The organism is Streptomyces durhamensis (genome assembly GCF_000725475.1).
Classification (GTDB): domain Bacteria; phylum Actinomycetota; class Actinomycetes; order Streptomycetales; family Streptomycetaceae; genus Streptomyces; species Streptomyces filipinensis.
Window position 1 is genome coordinate 14,861 of record NZ_JNXR01000024.1, and the last position, 20,761, is coordinate 35,621.

General features: G+C 72.6%; 20 protein-coding genes and 1 riboswitch. Of the genes, 9 read left to right on the top strand and 11 right to left on the bottom strand.

Annotation, left to right across the window (positions count from 1 at the left end; genetic code table 11):
• Positions 1-231: 231 nt before the first annotated feature.
• From IO33_RS0130925 to IO33_RS0130950, 6 genes are all read right to left on the bottom strand, one after another.
• Positions 232-1,053 (bottom strand): ECF transporter S component, encoded by an 822-nt coding sequence (locus IO33_RS0130925; protein WP_031171048.1) that lies wholly within the window; start codon positions 1,051-1,053, stop codon positions 232-234.
• A complete protein-coding gene (locus tag IO33_RS0130930; protein ID WP_031171050.1) occupies positions 1,050-2,783 on the bottom strand; it encodes an ABC transporter ATP-binding protein in 1,734 nt (577 codons plus the stop codon). Before IO33_RS0130930 ends, IO33_RS0130925 begins: the two co-directional genes overlap by 4 nt.
• The gene (locus IO33_RS0130935) at positions 2,780-3,973 is read right to left on the bottom strand and encodes a CbiQ family ECF transporter T component (RefSeq protein WP_107069420.1); all 1,194 of its coding nucleotides are present in this window, start codon (positions 3,971-3,973) and stop codon (positions 2,780-2,782) included. The genes IO33_RS0130930 and IO33_RS0130935 overlap by 4 nt, the downstream gene beginning before the upstream one ends.
• Positions 3,960-4,622 carry an SCO2322 family protein gene (locus IO33_RS0130940; RefSeq protein ID WP_031171054.1) on the bottom strand — a complete coding sequence of 221 codons (663 nt, stop codon included), beginning with the start codon at positions 4,620-4,622 and terminating at the stop codon, positions 3,960-3,962. Before IO33_RS0130940 ends, IO33_RS0130935 begins: the two co-directional genes overlap by 14 nt.
• Positions 4,619-5,836, bottom strand: a complete 1,218-nt coding sequence (locus tag IO33_RS0130945; RefSeq protein ID WP_031171057.1) for an SCO2321 family membrane protein — start codon at positions 5,834-5,836, stop codon at positions 4,619-4,621. Before IO33_RS0130945 ends, IO33_RS0130940 begins: the two co-directional genes overlap by 4 nt.
• A 113-nt stretch (positions 5,837-5,949) precedes the next feature.
• Positions 5,950-6,098, bottom strand: a riboswitch (cobalamin riboswitch).
• Between the two features lie 394 nt (positions 6,099-6,492).
• Positions 6,493-7,356 (bottom strand): ATP-grasp domain-containing protein, encoded by an 864-nt coding sequence (locus tag IO33_RS0130950; protein WP_031171058.1) that lies wholly within the window; start codon positions 7,354-7,356, stop codon positions 6,493-6,495.
• Positions 7,357-7,626: 270 nt separating this feature from the next.
• On the opposite strand from IO33_RS0130950, the gene IO33_RS0130955 reads away from it, so the two are divergent.
• A complete protein-coding gene (locus IO33_RS0130955) occupies positions 7,627-8,208 on the top strand; it encodes a helix-turn-helix transcriptional regulator (protein WP_031171060.1) in 582 nt (193 codons plus the stop codon).
• A gap of 220 nt (positions 8,209-8,428) precedes the next feature.
• On the opposite strand, the gene IO33_RS0130960 is transcribed toward IO33_RS0130955, so the two are convergent.
• Positions 8,429-9,448: a Strvi_7410 family MBL fold metallo-hydrolase gene (locus IO33_RS0130960; protein ID WP_031171064.1), complete on the bottom strand. Its 1,020-nt coding sequence runs from the start codon at positions 9,446-9,448 to the stop codon at positions 8,429-8,431.
• A gap of 486 nt (positions 9,449-9,934) precedes the next feature.
• On the opposite strand from IO33_RS0130960, the gene IO33_RS51350 reads away from it, so the two are divergent.
• The 4 genes from IO33_RS51350 (at position 9,935) to IO33_RS0130980 (ending at position 13,438) form a co-directional block, all read left to right on the top strand.
• Positions 9,935-10,108, top strand: a complete 174-nt coding sequence (locus IO33_RS51350) for a hypothetical protein (protein ID WP_167349483.1) — start codon at positions 9,935-9,937, stop codon at positions 10,106-10,108.
• A gap of 454 nt (positions 10,109-10,562) precedes the next feature.
• On the top strand, positions 10,563-11,561 hold the full coding sequence (locus IO33_RS0130970; protein WP_031171068.1) for a DUF1259 domain-containing protein: 999 nt from the start codon (positions 10,563-10,565) through the stop codon (positions 11,559-11,561).
• A 189-nt stretch (positions 11,562-11,750) separates the two neighbouring features.
• Positions 11,751-13,202 (top strand): aldehyde dehydrogenase, encoded by a 1,452-nt coding sequence (locus tag IO33_RS0130975; protein WP_031171069.1) that lies wholly within the window; start codon positions 11,751-11,753, stop codon positions 13,200-13,202.
• Between the two features lie 2 nt (positions 13,203-13,204).
• Positions 13,205-13,438 carry a ferredoxin gene (locus tag IO33_RS0130980; protein ID WP_031171071.1) on the top strand — a complete coding sequence of 78 codons (234 nt, stop codon included), beginning with the start codon at positions 13,205-13,207 and terminating at the stop codon, positions 13,436-13,438.
• Positions 13,439-13,675: 237 nt separating this feature from the next.
• On the opposite strand, the gene IO33_RS0130985 is transcribed toward IO33_RS0130980, so the two are convergent.
• Entirely contained in the window at positions 13,676-14,314 is a 639-nt protein-coding gene (locus IO33_RS0130985) for a TetR family transcriptional regulator (protein WP_031171073.1), read from the bottom strand.
• Positions 14,315-14,534: 220 nt separating this feature from the next.
• On the opposite strand from IO33_RS0130985, the gene IO33_RS0130990 reads away from it, so the two are divergent.
• From IO33_RS0130990 to IO33_RS0131000, 3 genes are read left to right on the top strand one after another with little or no spacing between them, the layout of a single operon-like run.
• Complete coding sequence (locus IO33_RS0130990) at positions 14,535-15,929, top strand: glycosyltransferase family 4 protein (RefSeq protein ID WP_031171075.1); 1,395 nt, start codon at positions 14,535-14,537, stop codon at positions 15,927-15,929.
• The gene (locus IO33_RS0130995) at positions 15,923-16,717 is read left to right on the top strand and encodes a class I SAM-dependent methyltransferase (RefSeq protein WP_051927078.1); all 795 of its coding nucleotides are present in this window, start codon (positions 15,923-15,925) and stop codon (positions 16,715-16,717) included. Before IO33_RS0130990 ends, IO33_RS0130995 begins: the two co-directional genes overlap by 7 nt.
• Positions 16,714-17,781 carry a prenyltransferase/squalene oxidase repeat-containing protein gene (locus tag IO33_RS0131000; RefSeq protein WP_031171079.1) on the top strand — a complete coding sequence of 356 codons (1,068 nt, stop codon included), beginning with the start codon at positions 16,714-16,716 and terminating at the stop codon, positions 17,779-17,781. The genes IO33_RS0130995 and IO33_RS0131000 overlap by 4 nt, the downstream gene beginning before the upstream one ends.
• Positions 17,782-17,817: 36 nt before the next feature.
• Here IO33_RS0131000 and IO33_RS0131005 read toward each other — a convergent pair whose 3' ends face one another.
• Positions 17,818-18,111: a hypothetical protein gene (locus IO33_RS0131005; RefSeq protein WP_031171080.1), complete on the bottom strand. Its 294-nt coding sequence runs from the start codon at positions 18,109-18,111 to the stop codon at positions 17,818-17,820.
• A 129-nt stretch (positions 18,112-18,240) separates the two neighbouring features.
• On the opposite strand from IO33_RS0131005, the gene IO33_RS0131010 reads away from it, so the two are divergent.
• Positions 18,241-18,825, top strand: a complete 585-nt coding sequence (locus IO33_RS0131010) for a hypothetical protein (protein WP_031171081.1) — start codon at positions 18,241-18,243, stop codon at positions 18,823-18,825.
• Here IO33_RS0131010 and IO33_RS0131015 read toward each other — a convergent pair.
• Entirely contained in the window at positions 18,822-19,832 is a 1,011-nt protein-coding gene (locus IO33_RS0131015; protein WP_031171083.1) for an LLM class F420-dependent oxidoreductase, read from the bottom strand. The genes IO33_RS0131010 and IO33_RS0131015 overlap by 4 nt on opposite strands.
• A gap of 104 nt (positions 19,833-19,936) precedes the next feature.
• Positions 19,937-20,689 carry a membrane protein gene (locus IO33_RS0131020; protein WP_031171085.1) on the bottom strand — a complete coding sequence of 251 codons (753 nt, stop codon included), beginning with the start codon at positions 20,687-20,689 and terminating at the stop codon, positions 19,937-19,939.
• Positions 20,690-20,761 lie beyond the last annotated feature (72 nt).

The following is a 20,761-nucleotide window of genomic DNA, read 5'->3' on the forward strand; positions in this document are numbered from 1 at the left end:
TGGCGACGTCATCCAGACAAGCAGCCGCGCAGCCGGTCCGCAATGACCCCTTTTACTAGTTGTGGCCGGATCCGCGGCAATCGTCGGCCCTGTGGCGTGGCTCTCAAAGCCCAGGTCGGAAGGGGTGCACGAAGGGACGTATCGGACATTTGGCACTACGGCCCTGTATCGTAGGTGACGTGCGTCATGTGGGGTGCTTCACCGGCTCCCTCACCCCGCGGACACGACCCCTCACCCACCGCGTTCGTCGAATGTGACCGCGGTCTCGAACGCGGCCCGCCGGGTGGCCCGGCGCAGCGCGCGCAGCACGGCCGGGCCGAGCGCGAGGGTCAGCGCCACCGTGCAGACGGCCCGGCCCAGGTCCCAGCCGAGGGAGGTGGCCAGGCAGTAGGCGACGAAACGGGCCAGGTTGGCCGGGACGGAGGCATGGGCGTCGAAGGAGATGCCCGAGGCGGAGGCGCCCATGAACGGCCAGCCCGCCAGATTCATGACCGTGCCGTAGGCGAAGGCGGCGAGGAAGCCGTAACCGGCCAGCAGCAGCAGTTCACCGCGCCCCCGCAGCCGCACCGGCCCCGGCAGCAGCCCCGCGCCCATGGTGAACCAGCCCATCGACAGCATCTGGAACGGCAGCCACGGCCCGACCCCGCCCGTGAGCAGCGCGGACGCGAACATCGTCACCGAGCCCAGCGTGAAGCCGAAGCCGGGGCCCAGCACCCGCCCGCTGAGCACCATCAGGAAGAACATCGGCTCGATCCCGGCCGTACCCGCGCCGACCGGCCGCAGCGCGGCCCCGGTCGCGGCCAGCACGCCCAGCATGGCCACGGCCTTCGGACCGAGATCCGACTCGGAGATCGTCGCCGCCACGACCGCGACCAGCAGCACCAGCAGACCCGCGAAGAGCCAGGGCGCGTCCTCGGCGTGGGCGCTCAGGCCCGAGCCGGGCGGAGCGAGGAAGGGCCAGCAGAAGGCGACCACACCGACCGCGCTCACCAGCGCCAGCGCGGCGAGCGAGCGGGAGCCGAGACGGACGGCGTGCAGCCGTGCGCCACTCATCCGAGGGCCTCCCGTACCTGGGCCACGGTGAGCCACTGCTGCGGGGCGAGGATCTTCGTCACCTGCGGCGCGAAGGACGGCGAGGAGACGACGATCTGCGCCGTCGGCCCGTCGGCGATCACCTCGCCCTCGGCGAGCAGCACCACCCGGTGGGCGATCTCGGCCGCCAGCTCCACGTCATGCGTGGCCAGCACGATCGCGTGCCCCTCGGCCGCGAGCCCGCGCAGCACCGTCACCAGGCGGGCCTTGGCCGCGTAGTCCAGACCGCGCGTCGGCTCGTCGAGCAGCAGCAGGGGCGGCTGGGCGGTCAGGACGACCGCCAGGGCGAGCGCGAGGCACTGGCCCTCGGACAGGTCGCGGGGGTGGGTGTCGTCCGTGATCCCCGGCAGCAGCCCGGACACCAGGGTCCGGCAGGTGCCGGGCGGGGCTTCCGCGTCCCGGTCGGCCGCCGCGCACTCGTCGGCCACCGTGTCCGCGTACAGCAGATCGCGGGGTTCCTGCGGGACGAGGCCCACGCGGCGGACGAGGTCGCGGGGGGTGGTGCGGTGGGGGGTGGCCCCGCCGACGGTGACGGATCCGGCCGTCGGCGCCACCAGGCCGACGAGCGAGCCGAGAAGGGTGGACTTTCCGGCGCCGTTGCGGCCCATGAGGGCGATGGTCTCGCCCGGGGTGACCGTCAGGTCCACCTGCCGCAGGGCGTCGATGCGGTCGCGGCGGACGGAGAGGGAGTGGACCTCGGCGATGTGCGGGTGCGGCGTCGGTGGGGCGGGCGCGGGGCGGCGGCCGAAGAGGCGCCGGCGGCCCGCGGCCACGGCGGTGGGGGCGGCGTCCGCCACGGGCGCGGAGCCGTAGCGACAGGCGGCTGCGCCGCGGGGCGCGTCCGGCCCCGACGCGACAGAACCGCCCCCAGCGGAGGCGATCAGGCGTTCTCGCAGGTCACCGGCTCTGCGGCGGGCCTCGCGCACGGTCAGGGGGAGCGGGGACCAGCCCGCCAGGCGACCCAGGTCGACCACCGGCGGGAAAACGGGGGAGACGGTCATCACCTCGGCCGGGGTGCCGACGACGGGCGCTTCGCCGGGGCCGGGCAGCAGGACGACCCGGTCGGCGTACTGGATCACGCGCTCCAGCCGGTGCTCGGCCATCAGGACCGTCGTGCCCAGGTCGTGCACCAGGCGCTGGAGCACCGCCAGGACCTCCTCCGCCGCGGCCGGGTCCAGCGCCGAGGTCGGCTCGTCCAGGACCAGCACCTGCGGGTGCGGGGTGAGGACCGAGCCGATCGCCACCCGCTGCCGCTGCCCGCCGGAGAGGGTCGCGATGGGACGACCCCGCAGTCCGGCGAGGCCCAGCAGATCGAGGGTCTCCTCCACCCGGCGCCGCATCACCTGCGGGTCGAGCCCCAACGACTCCATGCCGTAGGCGAGTTCGTCCTCCACCGTGTCGGTCACGAAGTGGGCGAGCGGGTCCTGCCCCACCGTGCCCACGACATCGGCGAGTTCGCGCGGCTTGTGGGTACGGGTGTCCCGGCCGGCCACCGTGACACGGCCGCTCAGGGTGCCGCCGGTGAAGTGCGGCACCAGCCCGCTCACCGCGCCGAGCACGGTCGACTTGCCCACCCCCGACGGGCCGGCGAGCAGCACCAGTTCGCCGTCCGGGACCTCGAAGCCGACACCCCGGACGGTGGGCTCCGCGGCCCCGTCGTACGTCACGCTGACATCCTCGAAGCGGATCACGACGGCTCCTCGGGGGCGGAGGCGGAGACGGGGGGTACGGCGAACGCGGGGACGAGCGCGAGCAGGACGGCCGCGGCCGGCCACAGGGGGAGGGCCGGGGTGACGAGCGGGACGACACCGGGATGCAGGGCCTCCGGGTCGCGGGCCGAGGCGAGCGTCAGCAGCGCGGCCACGGCGGCGCCGGAACCGGCGACCAGCCAGGCCCGCGCGTCCCACGGGTCCGGCCGGTACCGCGTGCGCAGCGAACGCCGGCCGCCGAGCCGTAGCCCCGCGAGCGCGGCGACGACACCGGCGAGCAGCAGCGGGACGCCGTACGTGCCGCCCTCCGCGGTGAGCAGCCCGTAGGTGCCGGCACACACGCCGAGCAGGCCGCCCAGGGTGAGCGCGGCCGTCGTCCGGCGGACGCGGGCGGGGACCTCGGCGGTGCGGCCGTAGCCGCGGGCCTCCATCGCGGCGGCCAGGGCCACGGAGCGTTCCAGCGCGCCTTCCAGCACCGGCAGTGCGACCTGCAGCAGGCCGCGCAGGCCCCGGTCCGGCCGGCCCCGCAGGCGGCGGGCGGCGCGCAGGCGCTGGACGTCGGCGATGAGGTGCGGGGCGAAGGTGAGGGCGACGACCACCGCGACACCGGTCTCGTACAGCGCGCCGGGCAGGGACTTCAGCAGCCGGGTGGGGCCGGCGAGCGCGTTCGCCGCGCCGACGCAGATCAGGAGGGTGGCCAGCTTCAGTCCGTCGTAGGCGGCGAAGACGAGCGCCTCGGCGGTGACCTTTCCGCCCAGGCGGATGCCCTGCGCCCAGTGCGGGAGCGGGACTTCGGGGAGGGTGAGGAGGACGTGGGTGCCGGGGATCGGGGAGCCGAGCGCCACGGCGAAGAGAAGGCGGACGAGGAGGACGGCGAGGGCGAGCCGGGCGAAGGCGGTGTAGGCGTGGGAGGCGGGGGTGGCACCGCGGTGCGTGGCCACGACGTAGGCGGAGGCGGATATGAGGAGGGCGAGGAGGAGGGGGTTGGTGGTGCGGGTGGCGGCGGTACCGAGGGAAAGCGACCACAGCCACCAGGCACCGGGGTGAACGACGGTCCGGTGCGGTGTGCGGGCGGGGGTGGGGCGCCGCGCCGCGCGGCGGTACCGCGGCTCCCCGGGGGCGAGGGGCACCGCGCGGTCGGCTCCCGCCGGACCGCGGTCAGGCGGAGCCATCGCGTCGCCGCCGTGCCTGCCACGCCGCCGCGCCCGCCAGCGCTGCGACCGCTCCCGCGCCGATGGGCAGACCCAGCGAGGGGCCGTCGTCCGAACCGCCGTCGTCCGAACCACCGCTCTTTTCCAGCGACTTCCCGCCCGACGACGCCGACACCTGCTCACCGCACCCCTTCTTCGGGTACCCGGCGATCGCGCACAGCAGCGCGTTGGTGTCGTAGCGCAGGGGTGGGGCGACCGCGGCCAGCGCCTCCGCGCTCGTCGCGTCGGCGGACACCCGCGCGCAGGCCGTGCGGCGCGCCGGTGGTGTCTCGCCGGACGGCGCGTCCGCCGGGGTGCCGAAGTCGAGGACCAGGGCCACCCGCTTCGTACCGGACCGGGCGGGCGTCCCCGCGCAGATGGTGCCGAAGTCCGCCGCGCCGCGCGGCCGGTTCGCGTCCGCCGAGTCCGCGCTCACCGCGAAACGGAAGCCCTCCACGGCGCCGTCGTCGGGGCGGGCCGTCGACGGGCCCTGCGTGGCGTACGTCCAGTGCCCGCCCGTCCGCTCCCAGAAGGACCAGTAGCGGTAGCCGGTGGCGTGCGCCTGTCCGGCCCCGGCCAGCACGACCAGCGTGGCGCACAGCAGACTCGCGGCGCGGCGGACCGCCGTCACGGCTGGCGCTTCTTGCGGCCGCTGAGCAGGAAGCCGACGCCGATGCCGGCGACGAGGCAGACACCGACGAACCACCACACACCGAGACCCGAGCCGGACTTCCCGGAGTCCTCGGACTTCTTGGTCGCCTGTGCGGAGGAGTCCATGCTCGGGGCCGGGCCCAGCTCGTTCAGCGAGCGGACCAGGCTCGTGCCGCCGAAGTCACCCGGCTGCGCGCCGACCGCGTGCGCGGCGAGGATCAGCTGGGCGTACGCCGCCGGACCGCTCTGCACGGCCCACTGGGAGGCGTTCTTCTCCAGCCAGGCGTACGACGCCTTCGCCTGCTCGGTGCGGCCGTCCGCGGCGAGCGCGACGACCGTGTCCGCCGTGTTGCCGAAGTCCGGCTGGTCCTTGGCGCCGGGCAGCGTGGACTGCAGATGGCCGGACTTGGCGACGGTCGCCGCCAGGTACGCGCCGGCGTTGTCCGCGATCTGCGCGGGAGCGGGGTGGGCGGCGTCGGTGCAGGCGGCGTGCGCGGGCGCCTTGCCGGCCTGGGCGACGAACCCCTTGCCGAGCGCGCCGAGCACACCGGCCGCCGAGGCGTCCGCGTTGGCGGCCTTCTCGCCCTTCTTGTCCGGCTGGAAGGCGAGGGCGCCGCCGTCCCGGTCGCAGGACAGGGACATGGCGGCCAGCAGGTCGTAGGGGGACTTGCCGGACGTGCGCACGTCCGCCGGGTCGGTGCCGGCGGCGGCCAGTGCGCCGATGACGACGGAGGTGGAGTTGGTGTCGCTGGCCCCGCCCGGGTAGTAGCCCCAGCCACCGTCCTTGTTCTGCACGGACTTCAGCCAGGCCACCGCCTTGCCGACGGCGGCGTCGTGCCCGCCGGCCGCCTTCAGGGCCTGCGCGGCGCCGGCCGTGCTGTTGGTGTCCACCGTGACCTTGCTGTCGCAGGCCTTCGCGGGAGCGGCGCGGAAGGCGGCGAAGGCGCCGTCGGCACACTGCTGGCCCGCGAGCCAGTCCACGGCCTTCGCGGCCGGCCGGTAGCCGAGGGTCCGCTGGGCGACCAGCGTCAGCGACTGGCGCCACACACCGTCGTACGTCGGGTCGGACGTGCCGTACAGCCCGGACGGGATCGCGACCTTGGGAGACGGGGACGGGCCGGCGGCCGTGGCGGGCGCGGCGGCGGCCAGCACGCCTACGGCGGCGAGAGCCGCGGCACTGCGGCGGACGTTCATGGTCGGCGACTGCCTCTCCTGCGGGGAACCGGCAGCGCACGGGGACCCCCGGGCGGCTCGGCTCCGTAAACCTCGACGGTGCCGTACCCGGCGGACCGCCGGGTACGCGAGCCGGTCAACGTCCCGCCCGGGGCGGTCCGGCTCACCATCCTCGGGATGGTTGACGGTTGCGGGTCAGCGCCGGAATTGCACCGGCTTCCCCCCGTACGGGTGTGATGACGACGCCGCCACTTTACCGGCAGCCCCGAGCGCCCTGAGGAGTGGCTGTGGGCACAGGACGGCGGTGACCGGGGTCACGGTCCCGACGGAGGCGGGCGGCCCGCCGGGCGGCCGGCCGCGCCCTTGCGCCGTGGGCGGCGGAACGTCCCGGGACCGGCGGGCACTTGACGCGGCGAGCGCTCGGGACGAACGGCGGGCCGGCCCGCTCATCGGGCACAGGGCCCTACGATCCGCGGCACCGCTGGTGCTGCGGCCGGAAAGGTTCACCGGCTCGCGACGCCCGGTACGGCACCTCGCCGTGTTGTCGCACCACCCGAGTACATCCGGTACGCGGGCGATGCTCCGCCTTGCGATGCTCCCCCGCAGCCCGAAAGGTGTGGGAGGTGCCCCAGCACCGGACGCCGCGAGCTTTCCGGCAGACCTTTCCGGCCACAGCACTAGGCGGCGGCCCCGGCCACCCCCTCAAGCGCCCGCTCGCACTGATGCGCGTCGTCACCCTCGACCGCCCAGTACCCGCGCCGCCCCGACCCCGCCGGCTCCGCGAAGCGGATCGCCGCCGCCCGCTGCCGGGTGGGCGTCACGTCCGGCACCGTCCCGCACGCGAGTGCCAGGGCCGCCCCCACCAGATCCACCCCCGTCGCCCGTTCCACGAGCCAGGGAATCAGGTCACCCGGCAGATGCGGCGCGACGCCGGTGACCCGCGGCCCCCGCCGGGTCAGCCGCACACCCACGTGCGCGACGGTGTGCGTGAGCCCGAGCGCCCGTACCGTGCGTTCCACGGTCTGCCGGAGGAACCGGTTGTGCAGCAGCCCGTCATGAGCGTGGACCGAGTGGCGCAGCGGGGTCGTACGGGTCAGTGCGGTGATGCGGACCTCGTCGTCCAGGACGACCGTCTCGGCCGACACCAGCGGCCCCTCCGTGTCCTCCGGCCCCGCCGGCAGCACCCGGTGCCGGACCAGCAGCGCCCGTAACGCCGGTGGATCGGCGCAGGCGGCGGCCGTCTCGTACGGCAGACCCGGCAGCCCCAGCCGCCCGGCGACCCGCGCCGCCACGGCCAGGTGCGCCCTGCTCCAGGTCAGGACGCCGGCGACCGGATGACGGGCGGCGTACCGCGCCACCGTCTCGGCCGTCTCCGCCTCCCGCGCGGGGTCAGCGGCGAGAAGGCCGGACAGGAACGGCCGCGCCCAGCCGGGCGCCGACGCGCCGACCAGCACCACCGGGCGTACGGCGGCGATCCGTGCCAGGGGGTAGCCGCCGTGCGCGGCCCGGCCGGCCCCGAGCAGAAGGACGGGCTGCGGCATCGCGCGTCACCCTTCGCGGGAGAGGCGGGACAGAGATCACCCCGGATGCCGCTCCCCCATAGACGGCACCCGGGGCGGGTCTGGACAGCACCCAGGCGGGGTGAATCTTGCTCTCTGTGTCGTGATCCTCACCCGGTCCGCCCTCAACTGTCAACGATTGCTGCCACATTGGGCAGGAAGTATTGTCACGTCTGGTAGGCGAACGAGCGACCGGGTAGCCTCGCCGTCAGCCCAGCCGCCGAACGGACGACACGCCCAGGGGGGACCTCGGTGAGTGACGCCTACGCCTCGCTGGCCGCTGTCCTGGACCAGCTCGGCGAGTTGACCGGCCGGTCCGGCCGGCTGCCGGAAGTCCTCGACGTGGCCGACCTGTCCCATCGCACGGGCATCCCCGTGGGCGTCGTCGTCGAACTGCTCGCCGGCGGCCGGGCCACGGAGACCTGTCTGGCCGAACGGGTGCGCCAGCGGCTGGACTTCATCCGCGAGACCCGGCGCCGGCCCGACGGCAAGCGGTACTCGCTGGACGAGCTGGCGAGGATCGCCGGAACCAGCCGGCAGTGGCTGAGCGAGTGGCGCAAGAGCGGCATGCCGGGCCTGCAGCACACCGACCGGCTGCGCCGCTTCTTCGGCCTGCCCGCCGGGTTCTTCACCGCCGACGAACCGGAAGCGCTGCACGAGGCGTTGCGGCCGGTGCTGCAGGCCCTGGAGGCCAAGGCGGACCCGCTGCTGCGGCTGCGCGAGAGCGGCCTCGTACGACTCGCCGCCCGCGCACCGGAGATGAACGCCCGCCAGCTCGCCACGCTGGCCGACCTCGCCGAGATGATCATCTCCGCGGAGCGCGGGCTGGACTGACCCCCGGGGTGCCACCGCCGAAGGGCAGGTGCAGCGTGCGGGGGCGATCAGCCGGCTGCCGTCGACCCGGCGGAAGGCCCTCGATCCGGCGCCCGTCCCCCGGCGGGGCCACTCCCAGCTGCGCAAGGGGTCCCTAGGCCTGTCCAACAGTCAGGCCCTCTCGGACGCGACGGGATCACACCCCGTACACCGCTTCCACCACTCACACCCCTTCCACCGCTCACACCGCGAGGTAGGCCACCGGCTCGCTCCCCGCCACCGGTTCCGCACGGCCCTGCTCGACCAGGCGGCGCAGATGGGACTCGGCCTCCGAGACCGCGATGTTCCGGGAGCCGTACGGGATCTCGGCCCAGGGGCGGTTCCACTCCATGCGCTCGGCGAGCTGCCAGGGCGTGAGCGGCTCGGCGAGCAGGGCGAGCAGGCCGGCCAGGCGCTCCTCGTGGTGGCCGAGCAGCTCCCGTACCCGGCCGGGGGCGTCGGTGAAGGCGTGCTGGTGCGCGGGGAGCACCTCGGCGGGGGCGAGCCGGCCGATCCGCTCCAGGGAGTCGAGGTAGTCGCCGAGCGGGTCGGTCACGGTCGCGTCGTCGGGATCCTCGTACAGACCGATGTGCGGGGTGATCCGCGGGAGCAGGTGGTCTCCGCTGAACAGGCGGCCGTTGCCCGGGAGCCGGGCGGGGTGCTCCTCCTCCAGGTGCAGACAGACGTGGCCGGGAGTGTGGCCCGGGGTCCAGATCGCGCGCAGCCGGCGGCCGGGCAGGTCGAGGAGGTCACCGGGGACGATCTCCCGGTCCGGCAGGGCGGGGGAGAGGCCGGGCAGGGTACGGGGGGTGCGCAGCGGAGCCAGGTGCTCCGCCGGGGCGCCGGCCGCGGCGAGTTTGGCGCTCATGTAGGTGAACCAGCGCTCGGGCCGGGCCTCCCGGGTGCGCCGTACGACCGCGGTGTCGGCGGCGTGCATCGCCACCCACGCGCCCGAGGCCTCGCGCACCCGGTCCGACAGGCCGTGGTGGTCGGGGTGGTGATGGGTGATCACCACCCCGTGGACCTCATCGGCCGAGGTGCCGCAGGAGCGCAGGCCTGCGGCCAGCGTGTCCCAGGAGTCCGGGTCGTCCCACCCGGTGTCGACCAGCACCGGGCCGCGGTCGGTGTCCACGACGTACACGAGCGTGTGGCCGAGGGGGTTGTCCGGGATGGGAACCGCCACGGACCGCACACCACCGCCGTGATCGAACGCCTCCACCATCGCCCCTCCACCCCTCCACCCGCCGGCCCGCGGCCATTGCCCACTATAACTAGAACTGGTTTCAGTGGATGCTCAAGTCGACTAAAGTGATGGGGCGGCCCGGCCGTTCTCGGTCTCGATGGACTGCGCTGCAGGGGGAGAGGGCGCTTCCGGCGCAACAGGCCTCGCCGAGGTGGCGCCAGACGTCCCTGCCCCTGGCACCTCGTCCACCACGCGGGTTCGCGCCACCGCCAGGAAACCTAAGGGCGTCCTCGCTTCCTCGCCCAACAGCAGCTTGCGTCTTCTCGCTCGAAGCAGACGGTCCACGGCGATACGTGCCGCCGCCATGAAGGCATCGAGGCGATCATCCGGGTGAGAGCGGATCTGGAACCACTCCGCGTCGGGCCCGTGGGGACCTCGGCCGCCCCTTACAACGCGGCCCACAAGGGTGGCTTCACCCATTGCCTCAAGGGGCACACGGCCAGTGAGACCCACGGAGGTACCGAGATGAGCGCCGGAGAACGGGCCAAGGCAAAGGCCGAACAGATCGTCGGAAAGGCCGTGCGGACGGCGGCCCACGCCATGCACAAGGAAACCCTCGCGGCGAAAGGCGCCGCTCTCGAAGCACGAGGCAAGATGCGGGGCACGAAGGAACAGACCAAGGGCTCCTTCAAGCGCTGAGAGCGCTGCGCCGCTTGCTGCCCGATCGGACACGCGAGGGGTACGGGCCGGCCTTGCCTGCCGTGGGGTGATCTATGGCTCACCCCACTCGGGGACGCACATCATGCTGTGAGCCGGCACGACGGGTTCGCTCGGCAGTGGATCGATTCCACGGACCCGTACGGCCACGCCTCATTTCGCGATCACGACCTACCTTCTCGATGCGAACTACAGGCGCGACGGTCGCTGAGGCCAAGCACGCTGGTCACGAGGTCGCCAGCGGTTTGCGTCGATCGGCCGTGGTCGGTGTGGTTGCTGTTACTTCCCTGCTGTCCAGCACAGACCGGCCGCCCACGGTCCCTGCTTACGAGCGAGGTGGGGTGTTCGCCCGGTAGCCCAACTGGTGGGATGCGGCTGTGCCGATCAGCGGTCGACGCGCTCTTCCGTGCTTCCATCGCGTGAGGAGGCGTAGCGCATGAATGATGAGCGACAGCAGGACACCAGCCCCCGACTTACCGCGTCCCGGCGCGGTGTGCTGGCCGCGGTAGCCCTTGCGCCGGCGTTTACCAGCGTGCCAGCCAGGGCCCACGCCCTGTCCTTCGGGCCGAAAGGCCGCGATCTGGTCGAACCGGTGATGACCAAGCTGGCAGACTGGGCGGACGTGGGTAAGGCTCTTGGTCGCCCCGGTGACATGAGGCGGTTCATGTACCACACGGCCTTTCCGCGCCGCGACCTCACTGTCTTTTCCCAAGGCATCCTGATCAAGCCTGCACTCGCCCTGGGCACGCACGTGTCCTTCGTCCGGTACGCAGACCACAGCGCGCTCATGATAGGGGACACTGTCGTCACCGAGCGTGAACTACAGCATTTCTGTGACGTCCTGCAGGGTCGGGGGATCATGCTGACGGCCATCCATAAGCACCTGCTGGCCCAGAGTCCGGATATCTGGTGGGTGCACCTGCATGCTCACGGCCACGATCCGGTCGCCGTTGCTCGCGGTCTGCGCGCGGCATTGGACTGCACCAGCACCCCGCCTGCCGAACCCATCAATCTCTCGCTGTCTGGCGACCTGGACACTGCCTCGATCGATGCCGCCATGGGCGTCAAGGGGGCTGCCAACGACGAGATCTACGCGTGCACCTATGTCCGCCGTGAGACCATTGCCGACGGCAATTTGGCCTTGCCTCCGGGACTGGGTGCCACCACCTCCGTCAACTTTCAGCCGCTCGGTGGCGGAACGGCCGCGGTCAGCGGTGATCTGGTCATGATCGCCGACGAGGTTCAGCCTGTCCTCGTGGCCTTGCGGCGCGGCGGGGTCCAACTCGTCGAGGTGCATCACCACCACCTCAACGACGAACCTCACCTGTTCTTCGTCCACTACTGGGCTGTCGGCGATGCCGTCAGGCTCGCCGAGGCCATTCGCCGGGCCGTGGACGTCACCAACGTTGTGCCGATGTCTGCAATGGGACTCTAGCTTTTGTCTTGACAGACTCGCATAAAGCTCTGTCCCCCTGACGGCCCACACCTTCTGCATCCGCCTCTGATCACCGGGAAACCGCTGGTCAGGGGCATTCTCGTCCTGCCCGTGGACTACTTTAACTAGAACTGGTATCAGTTCTGAGGCTGCGTCAGAAAGTTGCTCTGTGGTGGGAGGCGGTAGGTCATGGCCGAGCTCGTGGAACACGGACAGCTGTTCGTCGGCGGGGAGTTGACCGATCCCCTGGGCAAGGACGTCATCGAGGTGATCTCGCCGCACACCGAGCGGGTCATCGGCCGGGTGCCGCACGCCTCCCGTGGGGACGTGGACCGGGCCGTGGCCGTGGCGCGCCGCGCCTTCGACGAGGGGCCGTGGCCGCGGACGACCCTTGAGGAGCGCATCGAGGTCGTCACCCGGATCAAGGACGGGATCGCCACCCGGCACGAGGAGATCGCCCGGGTGATCTCCTCGCAGAACGGCTCCCCGTACTCCTGGAGCGTCCTCGCCCAGGCGCTCGGCGCGATGATGGTGTGGGACGCGGCGATCAGGGTCGCGCGGGACCACACCTACGAGGAGCGCAGGGACGGCGTCCTCGGTCCGATCCTCGTCCGCCGGGAACCGGTCGGTGTCGTCGCCGCCGTGGTCCCCTGGAACGTTCCGCAGTTCGTCGCCGCCGCCAAGCTCGCCCCCGCGCTGCTGGCCGGCTGCACGGTCGTACTCAAGCCGTCCCCCGAGTCCCCGCTGGACGCCTATCTGCTCGGTGAGATCGCCCGCGAGGCCGGTCTGCCCGAGGGCGTGCTCTCCATCCTGCCCGCCGGCCGCGAGGTCAGCGAGTACTTGGTCGGCCACCCCGGCGTCGACAAGGTCTCCTTCACCGGCTCGGTCGCGGCCGGCAAGCGGGTGATGGAGGTCGCCGCCCGCAACCTCACCCGGGTCACGCTGGAGCTGGGCGGGAAGTCGGCGGCCGTCGTCCTGCCGGACGCGGACGCGGGGACGGCGGTGTCGGGCATCGTCCCGGCGGCCTGGATGAACAACGGGCAGGCCTGCGTGGCCCAGACCCGCATCCTGGTCCCGCGCGCCCGCTACGACGAGTTCGCCGACGCCTTCGTCCAGGCCGCGAGCGCGCTGCGGGTCGGCGACCCGCTGGACCCGGCGACCCAGGTCGGCCCGCTGGTCGCCCGGCGCCAGCAGCAGCGCAACCTCGACTACATCCGCATCGGCCAGGAGGAGGGCGCCAAGATCCTCACCGGTGGCGGCCGGCCGCCGGGTCTGGAGCAGGGCTGGTACGTCGAACCGACCCTCTTCGGCGACGTCACCAACGCCATGCGCATCGCCCGCGAGGAGATCTTCGGCCCGGTCATCTGCCTGCTCCCGTACGGCGACGAGGCCGAGGCCGTGAAGATCGCCAACGACTCCGACTACGGCCTCTCCGGCAGCGTGTGGACCGCGGACGTGGAGCACGGCATCGAGATCGCCCGGCAGGTCCGCACCGGCACCTACTCCGTCAACACCTTCAGCCTGGACATGCTGGGCCCGTTCGGCGGCTACAAGAACTCCGGACTCGGCCGGGAGTTCGGCCCCGAGGGCTTCGGCGAGTACCTCGAACACAAGATGATCCACCTGCCGGCGGGGGCGTGAGCATGGGCGACCGCTGGCACGTCGAGGTCGACCGATCGGTGTGCATCGGCTCGGCCCAGTGCCTCCACCACGCCCCGCGCGCCTTCCGCCTCGACCCGGGCCGCCAGTCCCATCCGGTGGACCCGGACCCCGACGCCGCCGAACCCATCCTCGCGGCGGCCGAGAGCTGCCCGGTGGAGGCGATCCTGATCACCCTGCCGGAGAACGGGGAGGCGGTGTTCCCGCCGGAGGACTGACCGTCCCGCGGGCGGGGAGGACGCGGCCGGAGGCCGTGCTCTTGTGGTCGGCCGTACGGCCGCGTCCGCCCGGGACGCCCAGTCCTTCGTGGCCGGCCGGACACCGGTGCCGTCCTGACCCACCCGCGCCCGGCGCCGTCGAGAGGCCCTACGGACGTGCCCGGCGCGTCCGCACTCACTGCGGTCTGCCCGACTCCGCCGAGAGGCCTACGGCCGCCTGACGCCGTCCCGCCGCCCCTACGATCCGTCCGGCTCCGTCAGGTCGATCAGGCGGCAGACCGTCTCGATGTCGATCTTCACCTGGGCGATGGAGGCGCGGCCCGAGAGCCAGGTGATCAGGGCCGAGTGCCAGGTGTGCTCGATGACCCGGACCGCCGAGAGCTGCTCGGGCGTGGGGTCCTCCAGGCCCATCGCGTCCAGGATGATCAGGGTGGTCTGCCGGGAGACCTGGTCGACCTCGGGCGAGACACTGCGGTCGGCGAAGGTCAGCGCGCGGACCATCGCGTCGGCCAGGTGCGGCTCGCGCTGGAGGGCGCGGAAGGCGCGCATCAGGGTCTCGGCGACCCGCTCGGCGGCCGTGTCGCCGGCCGGGGGCTTCTTGCGCAGTGTGCCGTGCATGTGCTCCAGCTGGTCCTGCATGGTCGCGACCAGCAGATGCACCTTGGAGGGGAAGTAGCGGTAGAGGGTGCCCAGGGCGACCTGGGAGGACTCCGCCACCTCGCGCATCTGTACGGCGTCGAAACCGCCCCGGCTGGCCAGCTGGGCGCTCGCGTGCAGGATCCTGCGGCGGCGGGCCTCCTGGCGCTCGGTGAGCGGAGACGACGGAGACGGCGAAGGCCGGACCGAACTGGCTTCCACCTTGGATTCCGCAGGCATGGGTCCCGTTCCGTGACAGTCGGTGAAGGCGTCTGTGGGGCACGTGATCAGACAGCATGGCAGGACGACTCGCCGTGGCGCGAATCACCTGATCCACTGCTCACAGCGCCCCTACCTGCCGGTAGATTCAGAGCCTCTTGAACGATCAAGTCTGAAACTTGTTCTAGATTACCGTCCCGTCGTAGTCTCGCGGGACAGTGCAGGCAGAAGGGGGCACGGAGTGACCGCTGAGGCCCGGGACGCGGGTGCCCAGGAGGACCCCGCGGCCGACGGCGAGCGACCGCTCGACATCGCGCTCCTCACCTATAAAGGGAACCCGTTCTGCGGCGGCCAGGGCGTCTACGTCCGCCATCTCTCGCGCGAGCTGGCCCGCCTCGGCCACCGCGTCGAGGTCATCGGCTCGCAGCCGTACCCCGTCCTCGACGAGGGATACCCCGGCCTCACCCTCACCGAGCTGCCCAGCCTCGACCTCTACCGCCAGCCCGACCCCTTCCGCACCCCCGGGCGGGACGAGTACCGGGACTGGATCGACGCCCTCGAAGTCGCGACGATGTGGACCGGCGGTTTTCCCGAGCCGCTGACCTTCTCGCTGCGCGCCCGCCGCCATCTGCGGGCCCGGCGCGGCGCGTTCGACGTCGTCCACGACAACCAGACGCTGGGGTACGGCCTGCTCGGCGACATCGGCGCCCCCCTCGTCACCACCATCCACCACCCCATCACCGTCGACCGGCAGCTGGAGCTGGACGCGGCCGAGGGCTGGCAGCGCCGCTACTCGGTGCGCCGCTGGTACGCGTTCACCCGGATGCAGAAGCGCGTCTCGCGCCGGCTGCCCTCGGTCCTCACCGTCTCCGGCAGCTCCCGGCAGGAGATCGTGGACCACCTCGGCGTCCGCGACGACCGCGTCCACGTGGTCCACATCGGCGCCGACACCGATCTGTTCGCGCCGAATCCGGCCGTGCCCGAGGTGCCGGGCCGGATCGTCACCACCTCCAGCGCCGATGTGCCGCTCAAGGGGCTGGTGTTCCTGGTGGAGGCGCTGGCCAAGGTGCGCACCGAGCACCCGGCCGCCCATCTCGTCGTCGTCGGCAAGCGCCCGGCCGAGGGCCCGGTCGCCCAGGCGGTCGAGCGCTACGGCCTCGAAGACGCCGTCGAGTTCGTCAAGGGCATCTCCGACGCCGAGCTGGTCGACCTGATCCGTTCGGCCGAGGTCGCCTGCGTGCCCTCGCTGTACGAGGGCTTCTCGCTGCCCGCCGCCGAGGCCATGGCCACCGGCACCCCGCTGGTCGCCACGACCGGCGGCGCGATCCCCGAGGTCGCCGGACGCGACGGCGAGACCTGCCTGGCCGTACCGCCGGGCGACGCGGGCGCGCTGTCCGCCGGGCTCGGCCGGCTGCTCGGCGACCCCGAGCTGCGGGCGCGGCTCGGCCGGGCCGGCCGGGAGCGGGTGCTGCGGAAGTTCACCTGGGCCCGCGCCGCCGAAGGCACCGTGACCCACTACCGCGAGGCCATCGCCCGCTCCGCGGGTCCCCGCCGCCCCGCGGCCCAGGTTCCCGGCCGCTCCGCGGTCCCGGCAAGTGTTGCAGGCGTCTCTTCCGAAAGCAGGGCCACGTGCTGACCGTCGACTTCTCCCGGTTCCCGCTCGCCCCGGGCGACCGAGTCCTGGACCTCGGCTGCGGGGCCGGCCGGCACGCCTTCGAGTGCTACCGGCGCGGCGCCCAGGTCGTGGCCCTCGACCAGAACGCCGAGGAGATCCGCGAGGTCGCCAAGTGGTTCGCGGCGATGAAGGAGGCCGGGGAGGCACCCGAGGGCGCCACCGCCACGGCCATGGAGGGCGACGCGCTGGCCCTGCCCTTCCCGGACGAGTCCTTCGACGTCGTCATCATCTCCGAGGTGATGGAGCACATCCCGGACGACAAGGGCGTGCTCGCCGAGATGGTCCGCGTGCTCAGGCCGGGCGGACGCATCGCCGTCACCGTGCCGCGCTACGGCCCCGAGAAGGTCTGCTGGGCGCTGTCCGACGCCTACCACGAGGTCGAGGGCGGCCACATCCGCATCTACAAGGCCGACGAGCTGGTCGCGAAGATCCGCGAAGCCGGCCTGAGGCCGTACGGCAGCCATCACGCGCACGCCCTGCACTCGCCGTACTGGTGGCTGAAGTGCGCGTTCGGCGTCGACAACGACAAGGCGCTGCCCGTGCGGGCGTACCACAAGCTGCTGGTCTGGGACATCATGAAGAAGCCGCTCGCCACGCGGGTCGCCGAGCAGGCGCTGAACCCGCTGATCGGTAAGAGCTTCGTGGTCTACGCGACCAAGCCGCACCTGCCGCGTCTCGCCGAGACGGAGACCGCGACCGGGACCGGGACCGGGACGGCGACCGTGACCTCCGAGGCGGCCGACCGGTGACCACTCCCCGGACAGAACACCTCGTCCTGCCCGGGGTCCTCACCGCCGAGCAGGCCGTCGCGACCGTCCGCGGCATCCTCGCCGTGCAGCGGGAGGACGGTGCGATCCCGTGGTTCCGCGGGCACCACCTGGACCCCTGGGACCACACCGAGGCCGCGATGGCCCTGGACGCGGCCGGCGAACACGAGGCAGCCGAGCGGGCTTACGACTGGCTGGCCCGGCACCAGAACGAGGACGGCTCCTGGTACGCGGCCTACGCCGACGGCGCCCACGACGACGTCACGGACCGCGCCCGCGAGTCGAACTTCGTCGCCTACATAGCCGTCGGCGTCTGGCACCACTACCTGTCCACCGGCGACGACACCTTCCTGGACCGCATGTGGCCGACCGTCTACGCCGCCATGGAGTGGGTGCTGGCACTGCAGCAGCCCGGCGGCCAGATCGGCTGGCGCCGTGAGGACGACGGCACACCCACCGCGGACGCCCTGCTCACCGGCAGCTCCTCCGTCCACCACGCGCTGCGCTGCGCGCTCGCCATCGCCGAGCAGCGCGAAGAGCCGCAGCCGGACTGGGAGTTGGCCCTCGGTGGGCTCCGGCACGCGATCCGCCGGCACCCCGAGCGCTTCCTCGACAAGGACCGCTACTCGATGGACTGGTACTACCCGGTCCTCGGCGGCGCGCTGACGGGCGAGGAGGCCAGGTCCCGCATCGAGGAGTCCTGGGACCGCTTCGTCGTGCCCGGTCTCGGAGTGCGCTGCGTGGTGCCCAACCCCTGGGTCACCGGCGGCGAGTCCAGTGAACTGGCCCTGGCCCTGTGGGCGGTGGGGGAGTCGGACCGCGCCCTGACGATCCTGCAGTCCATCCAGCATCTGCGCGACCCCGGGAGCGGCCTGTACTGGACGGGCTACGTCTTCGAGGACGACGCGGTCTGGCCCCGGGAACTCACCTCCTGGACGGCCGGCTCCCTCCTCCTCGCCGTCGCCGCGCTCGGCGGCCACGAGGCCACGTGCGCGGTCTTCGGCGGCGAACACCTGCCGACCGGCCTGGCGCCCGACTGCTGCTGAGCGCTGCGGGGCACTGACGCGCTCCCGTGGGGCGCGTCAGTGGCGGTGCATGCGGTTGGCGATGGCGTGGCCGACGAACAGGTAGACCACCGCGGCCAGGCCGTAGCCGGCCACGACCCGGGCCCAGGCCCTGTCGAAGGTGAACAGATCGTGCGACCAGCCGGCGAGCCATGCGGCGGCGTCGTGGACGAACTGGACCAGGCTGTTGGCCCGGTTCGCGTCCAGCAGGTACATCAGGATCCACAGGCCGAGGATCAGGGCCATGATGTCGGCGACGACCGCGATGACCGTCCCGGCCTGATTCGCACCGTTGCGATATCGAGGGGACATACCTTTCGGATTGCCGGGCGACGCCCGGTGAAACCCGGACGGCGTCCCCCGAGTGGCGGAACCGGCCCTCACGGGTGAGGCTGCCGGAGGAAGCAGATCGCTCGGGGAGGACATGTCCGGAGGACTTCCGTGCCCGTACCGATACGGCGCCTGTGCGTGGCGCTCACGCTGTGCTGCGCCCTGCTGGCCGGCTCCACCGCCTGCGGCAGCGGCGAGAAGGCCGGCGAGAAGAGCAGTACGAAGGACACCACCGCGGTCCAGGCCGTCCCCGCCGCCGGGACCCCCACCCCGACCACCTCCGCGGAACGGCGCAAGTTCGCCAAGACCCGTTTCGTGCTCGACGCCGGTCTCGCGGCCGGCGCCACCTACCAGTGGATCGTCAAACCCTGGAAGGCCGGCAAGTTCAAGAAGGGCGCCAAGGGCCGCAAGACGGCTCTGGTGAAGGCCGGTCTGGCCGGCGCCTTCGCCTACAACCGGCTCAAGGCGGCCCAGAAGAACGCACAGGGCGACCCGACGCTCGCCAAGGCCCTCGCGCCGCTCACCGCCGGCATCGCCGCCCTGAAGAACCTGCCGTCCAAGCTGCGCCAGGGTGACACCGGCGCGGCCTCCGCCTTCGACGACGTCATCAACAACGTCAAGGACGCGGGCGCGAGCGCCGGCGCACCGGTCAAGAACCAGGTGCCCTCGGCGTCCCAGCTGGCCAAGGGCAGCTAGGAGTTCAGCTCCGCCAGCACCCTGAGGGTGTGCGGGTCCGGTGACAGGGCCAGCAGGTCCGTCACCGGGCCCGCCCGCCACAACTCGAGCCGCTCGGCGATGCGTTCGCGCGGGCCTACCAGAGAGATCTCGTCGGCGAAGGCGTCCGGCACTGCCAGCACGGCCTCCTGTCGCCGCCCCGCGAGGAACAGCTCCTGGATCCGCCGCGCCTCCTCCTCGTACCCCATGCGCGCCATGAGGTCGGCGTGGAAGTTGCGGGCGGCGTGCCCCATCCCGCCGATGTAGAACCCGAGCATCGCCTTGACCGGCAGCAGCCCCTCGGCGACGTCGTCGCACACCTTGACCCGCGCCATCGGAGCCACCCGGAACCCCTCCGGCACCTTGCGCACCGCCTCCCCGTACACCTCGGGCCGGCTCGGCGCCCAGTACAGCGGCAGCCAGCCGTCGGCGATCCGGACCGTCTGCGCGACGTTCTTCGGCCCCTCGGCCCCGAGCAGGAGGGGCAGGCCGGGTCGCAGCGGATGCGTGATCGGCTTCAGCGGCTTGCCGAGCCCCGTGCCGTCCGGCCCCCGGTAGGGCAGCGGATGGAACCGCCCGTCCACCTCCACCGGCGCCTCACGCCGCAGCACCTGCCGTACGACGTCCACGTACTCCCGGGTCGCGGTCAGCGGCGACTTCGGGAACGGGCGGCCGTACCACCCCTCCACCACCTGCGGCCCGGACAGGCCGAGCCCGAGCATCATCCGCCCGCCGGAGAGGTGGTCCAGGGTGAGCGCGTGCATCGCGGTGGTGGTCGGCGAACGGGCGGCCATCTGGGCAACCGCGGTACCCAGCCTGATCGTCGACGTCCGCGCGGCGATCCAGGTGAGCGGTGTGAAGACGTCCGACCCCCAGGACTCCGCCGTCCACACGGAGGCGTAGCCGAGCCGCTCCGCCTCCTGGGCGAGCGGCACGTGACCGGCGTCCGGACCGCGTCCCCAGTACCCGAGTGCGAGACCGAGCCGCATGTGCCTGCCTCCTGACGCTCCGTCAGTTCACCGGTGGGAGGCGACTGTACGACAACGGCCCCCCGCCCGGAAGGGCGAGGGGCCGGGGTACGGCAGGTGCGGGCTCAGCCGCGCTGGATGCCGGAGGTGTCCTGGAGCACGCCACGGCGGCCGTCCTGGGTCTGCGCGACCAGCGCGGCACCGCGCTGCTCGACGGCCAGGTACCAGGTGCCCGGCGCCAGTTCGGCGATCGGGGCCGGCGAGCCGTCCTCCGCGAACAGCGGCCGGGCGACCGGGACGGCGAACCAGAACGGCGAGAAGTCCGCGGCAGCCGGGGCCGGTTGTGCGGCCGGAGCGCCCTGCGGCTGCTGCCCGAACGGCTGACCCGGCTGCGGCTGGGCACCGTACGGCTGCGCCGGGGCACCCGGGTAGCCGTAACCACCCTGCGGCTGAGCCCCGTAGGGCTGCGGGGCGACCGGCTTGGGGGCCGGGAGCAGGGCGACCTGCAGCGGCGGGGAGAGCGGGGTGGCGATGGCCGCGCCCGCGAGAACCAGGGCGGCGATGAGACCGAGGATGAGACCGGCGCCGGCGTCCGCACCGTCAGGCGTGTCGATCAGCGTCCACAGCAGCGTCCAGGCAGTCAGGACCGGGAAGGCCGTGCCGACCTGGCCGAGGTCGAGCCCGAGCACCTTGCGCTGCTGCGGCAGGGAGCGGTTGACGACGATGAGGACGGCACCGATCACCGCGCCCATGTAAACACCCAGGCCCATGCCCAGGTTGTCCCACGCGTTCCCGCTGGCCGAGGCGAACAGGACGGTGTAGCTCTGGAAAGTGAGGAACGACGCGATGAACAGCACCACCGCTGCCACGATCACCACGCCATCGCCTCTAGTGAGGGAGCGGATATTCACTTCAGGTCCTTCGTAAGTCGTCTCGTCGTCGGTAGACAC

Bases quoted from the DNA above. Each gene is read 5' to 3' on its own strand.
- IO33_RS0130925 (WP_031171048.1), bottom strand. From the start codon at position 1,053: ATGAGTGGCGCACGGCTGCACGCCGTCCGTCTCGGCTCCCGCTCGCTC.
- IO33_RS0130935 (WP_107069420.1), bottom strand. From the start codon at position 3,973: ATGGCTCCGCCTGACCGCGGTCCGGCGGGAGCCGACCGCGCGGTGCCC.
- IO33_RS0130945 (WP_031171057.1), bottom strand. From the start codon at position 5,836: ATGAACGTCCGCCGCAGTGCCGCGGCTCTCGCCGCCGTAGGCGTGCTG.
- IO33_RS0130950 (WP_031171058.1), bottom strand. From the start codon at position 7,356: ATGCCGCAGCCCGTCCTTCTGCTCGGGGCCGGCCGGGCCGCGCACGGC.
- IO33_RS0130960 (WP_031171064.1), bottom strand. From the start codon at position 9,448: ATGGTGGAGGCGTTCGATCACGGCGGTGGTGTGCGGTCCGTGGCGGTT.
- IO33_RS51350 (WP_167349483.1), top strand. From the start codon at position 9,935: ATGAGCGCCGGAGAACGGGCCAAGGCAAAGGCCGAACAGATCGTCGGA.
- IO33_RS0130970 (WP_031171068.1), top strand. From the start codon at position 10,563: ATGAATGATGAGCGACAGCAGGACACCAGCCCCCGACTTACCGCGTCC.
- IO33_RS0130975 (WP_031171069.1), top strand. From the start codon at position 11,751: ATGGCCGAGCTCGTGGAACACGGACAGCTGTTCGTCGGCGGGGAGTTG.
- IO33_RS0130980 (WP_031171071.1), top strand. From the start codon at position 13,205: ATGGGCGACCGCTGGCACGTCGAGGTCGACCGATCGGTGTGCATCGGC.
- IO33_RS0130985 (WP_031171073.1), bottom strand. From the start codon at position 14,314: ATGCCTGCGGAATCCAAGGTGGAAGCCAGTTCGGTCCGGCCTTCGCCG.
- IO33_RS0131005 (WP_031171080.1), bottom strand. From the start codon at position 18,111: ATGTCCCCTCGATATCGCAACGGTGCGAATCAGGCCGGGACGGTCATC.
- IO33_RS0131015 (WP_031171083.1), bottom strand. From the start codon at position 19,832: ATGCGGCTCGGTCTCGCACTCGGGTACTGGGGACGCGGTCCGGACGCC.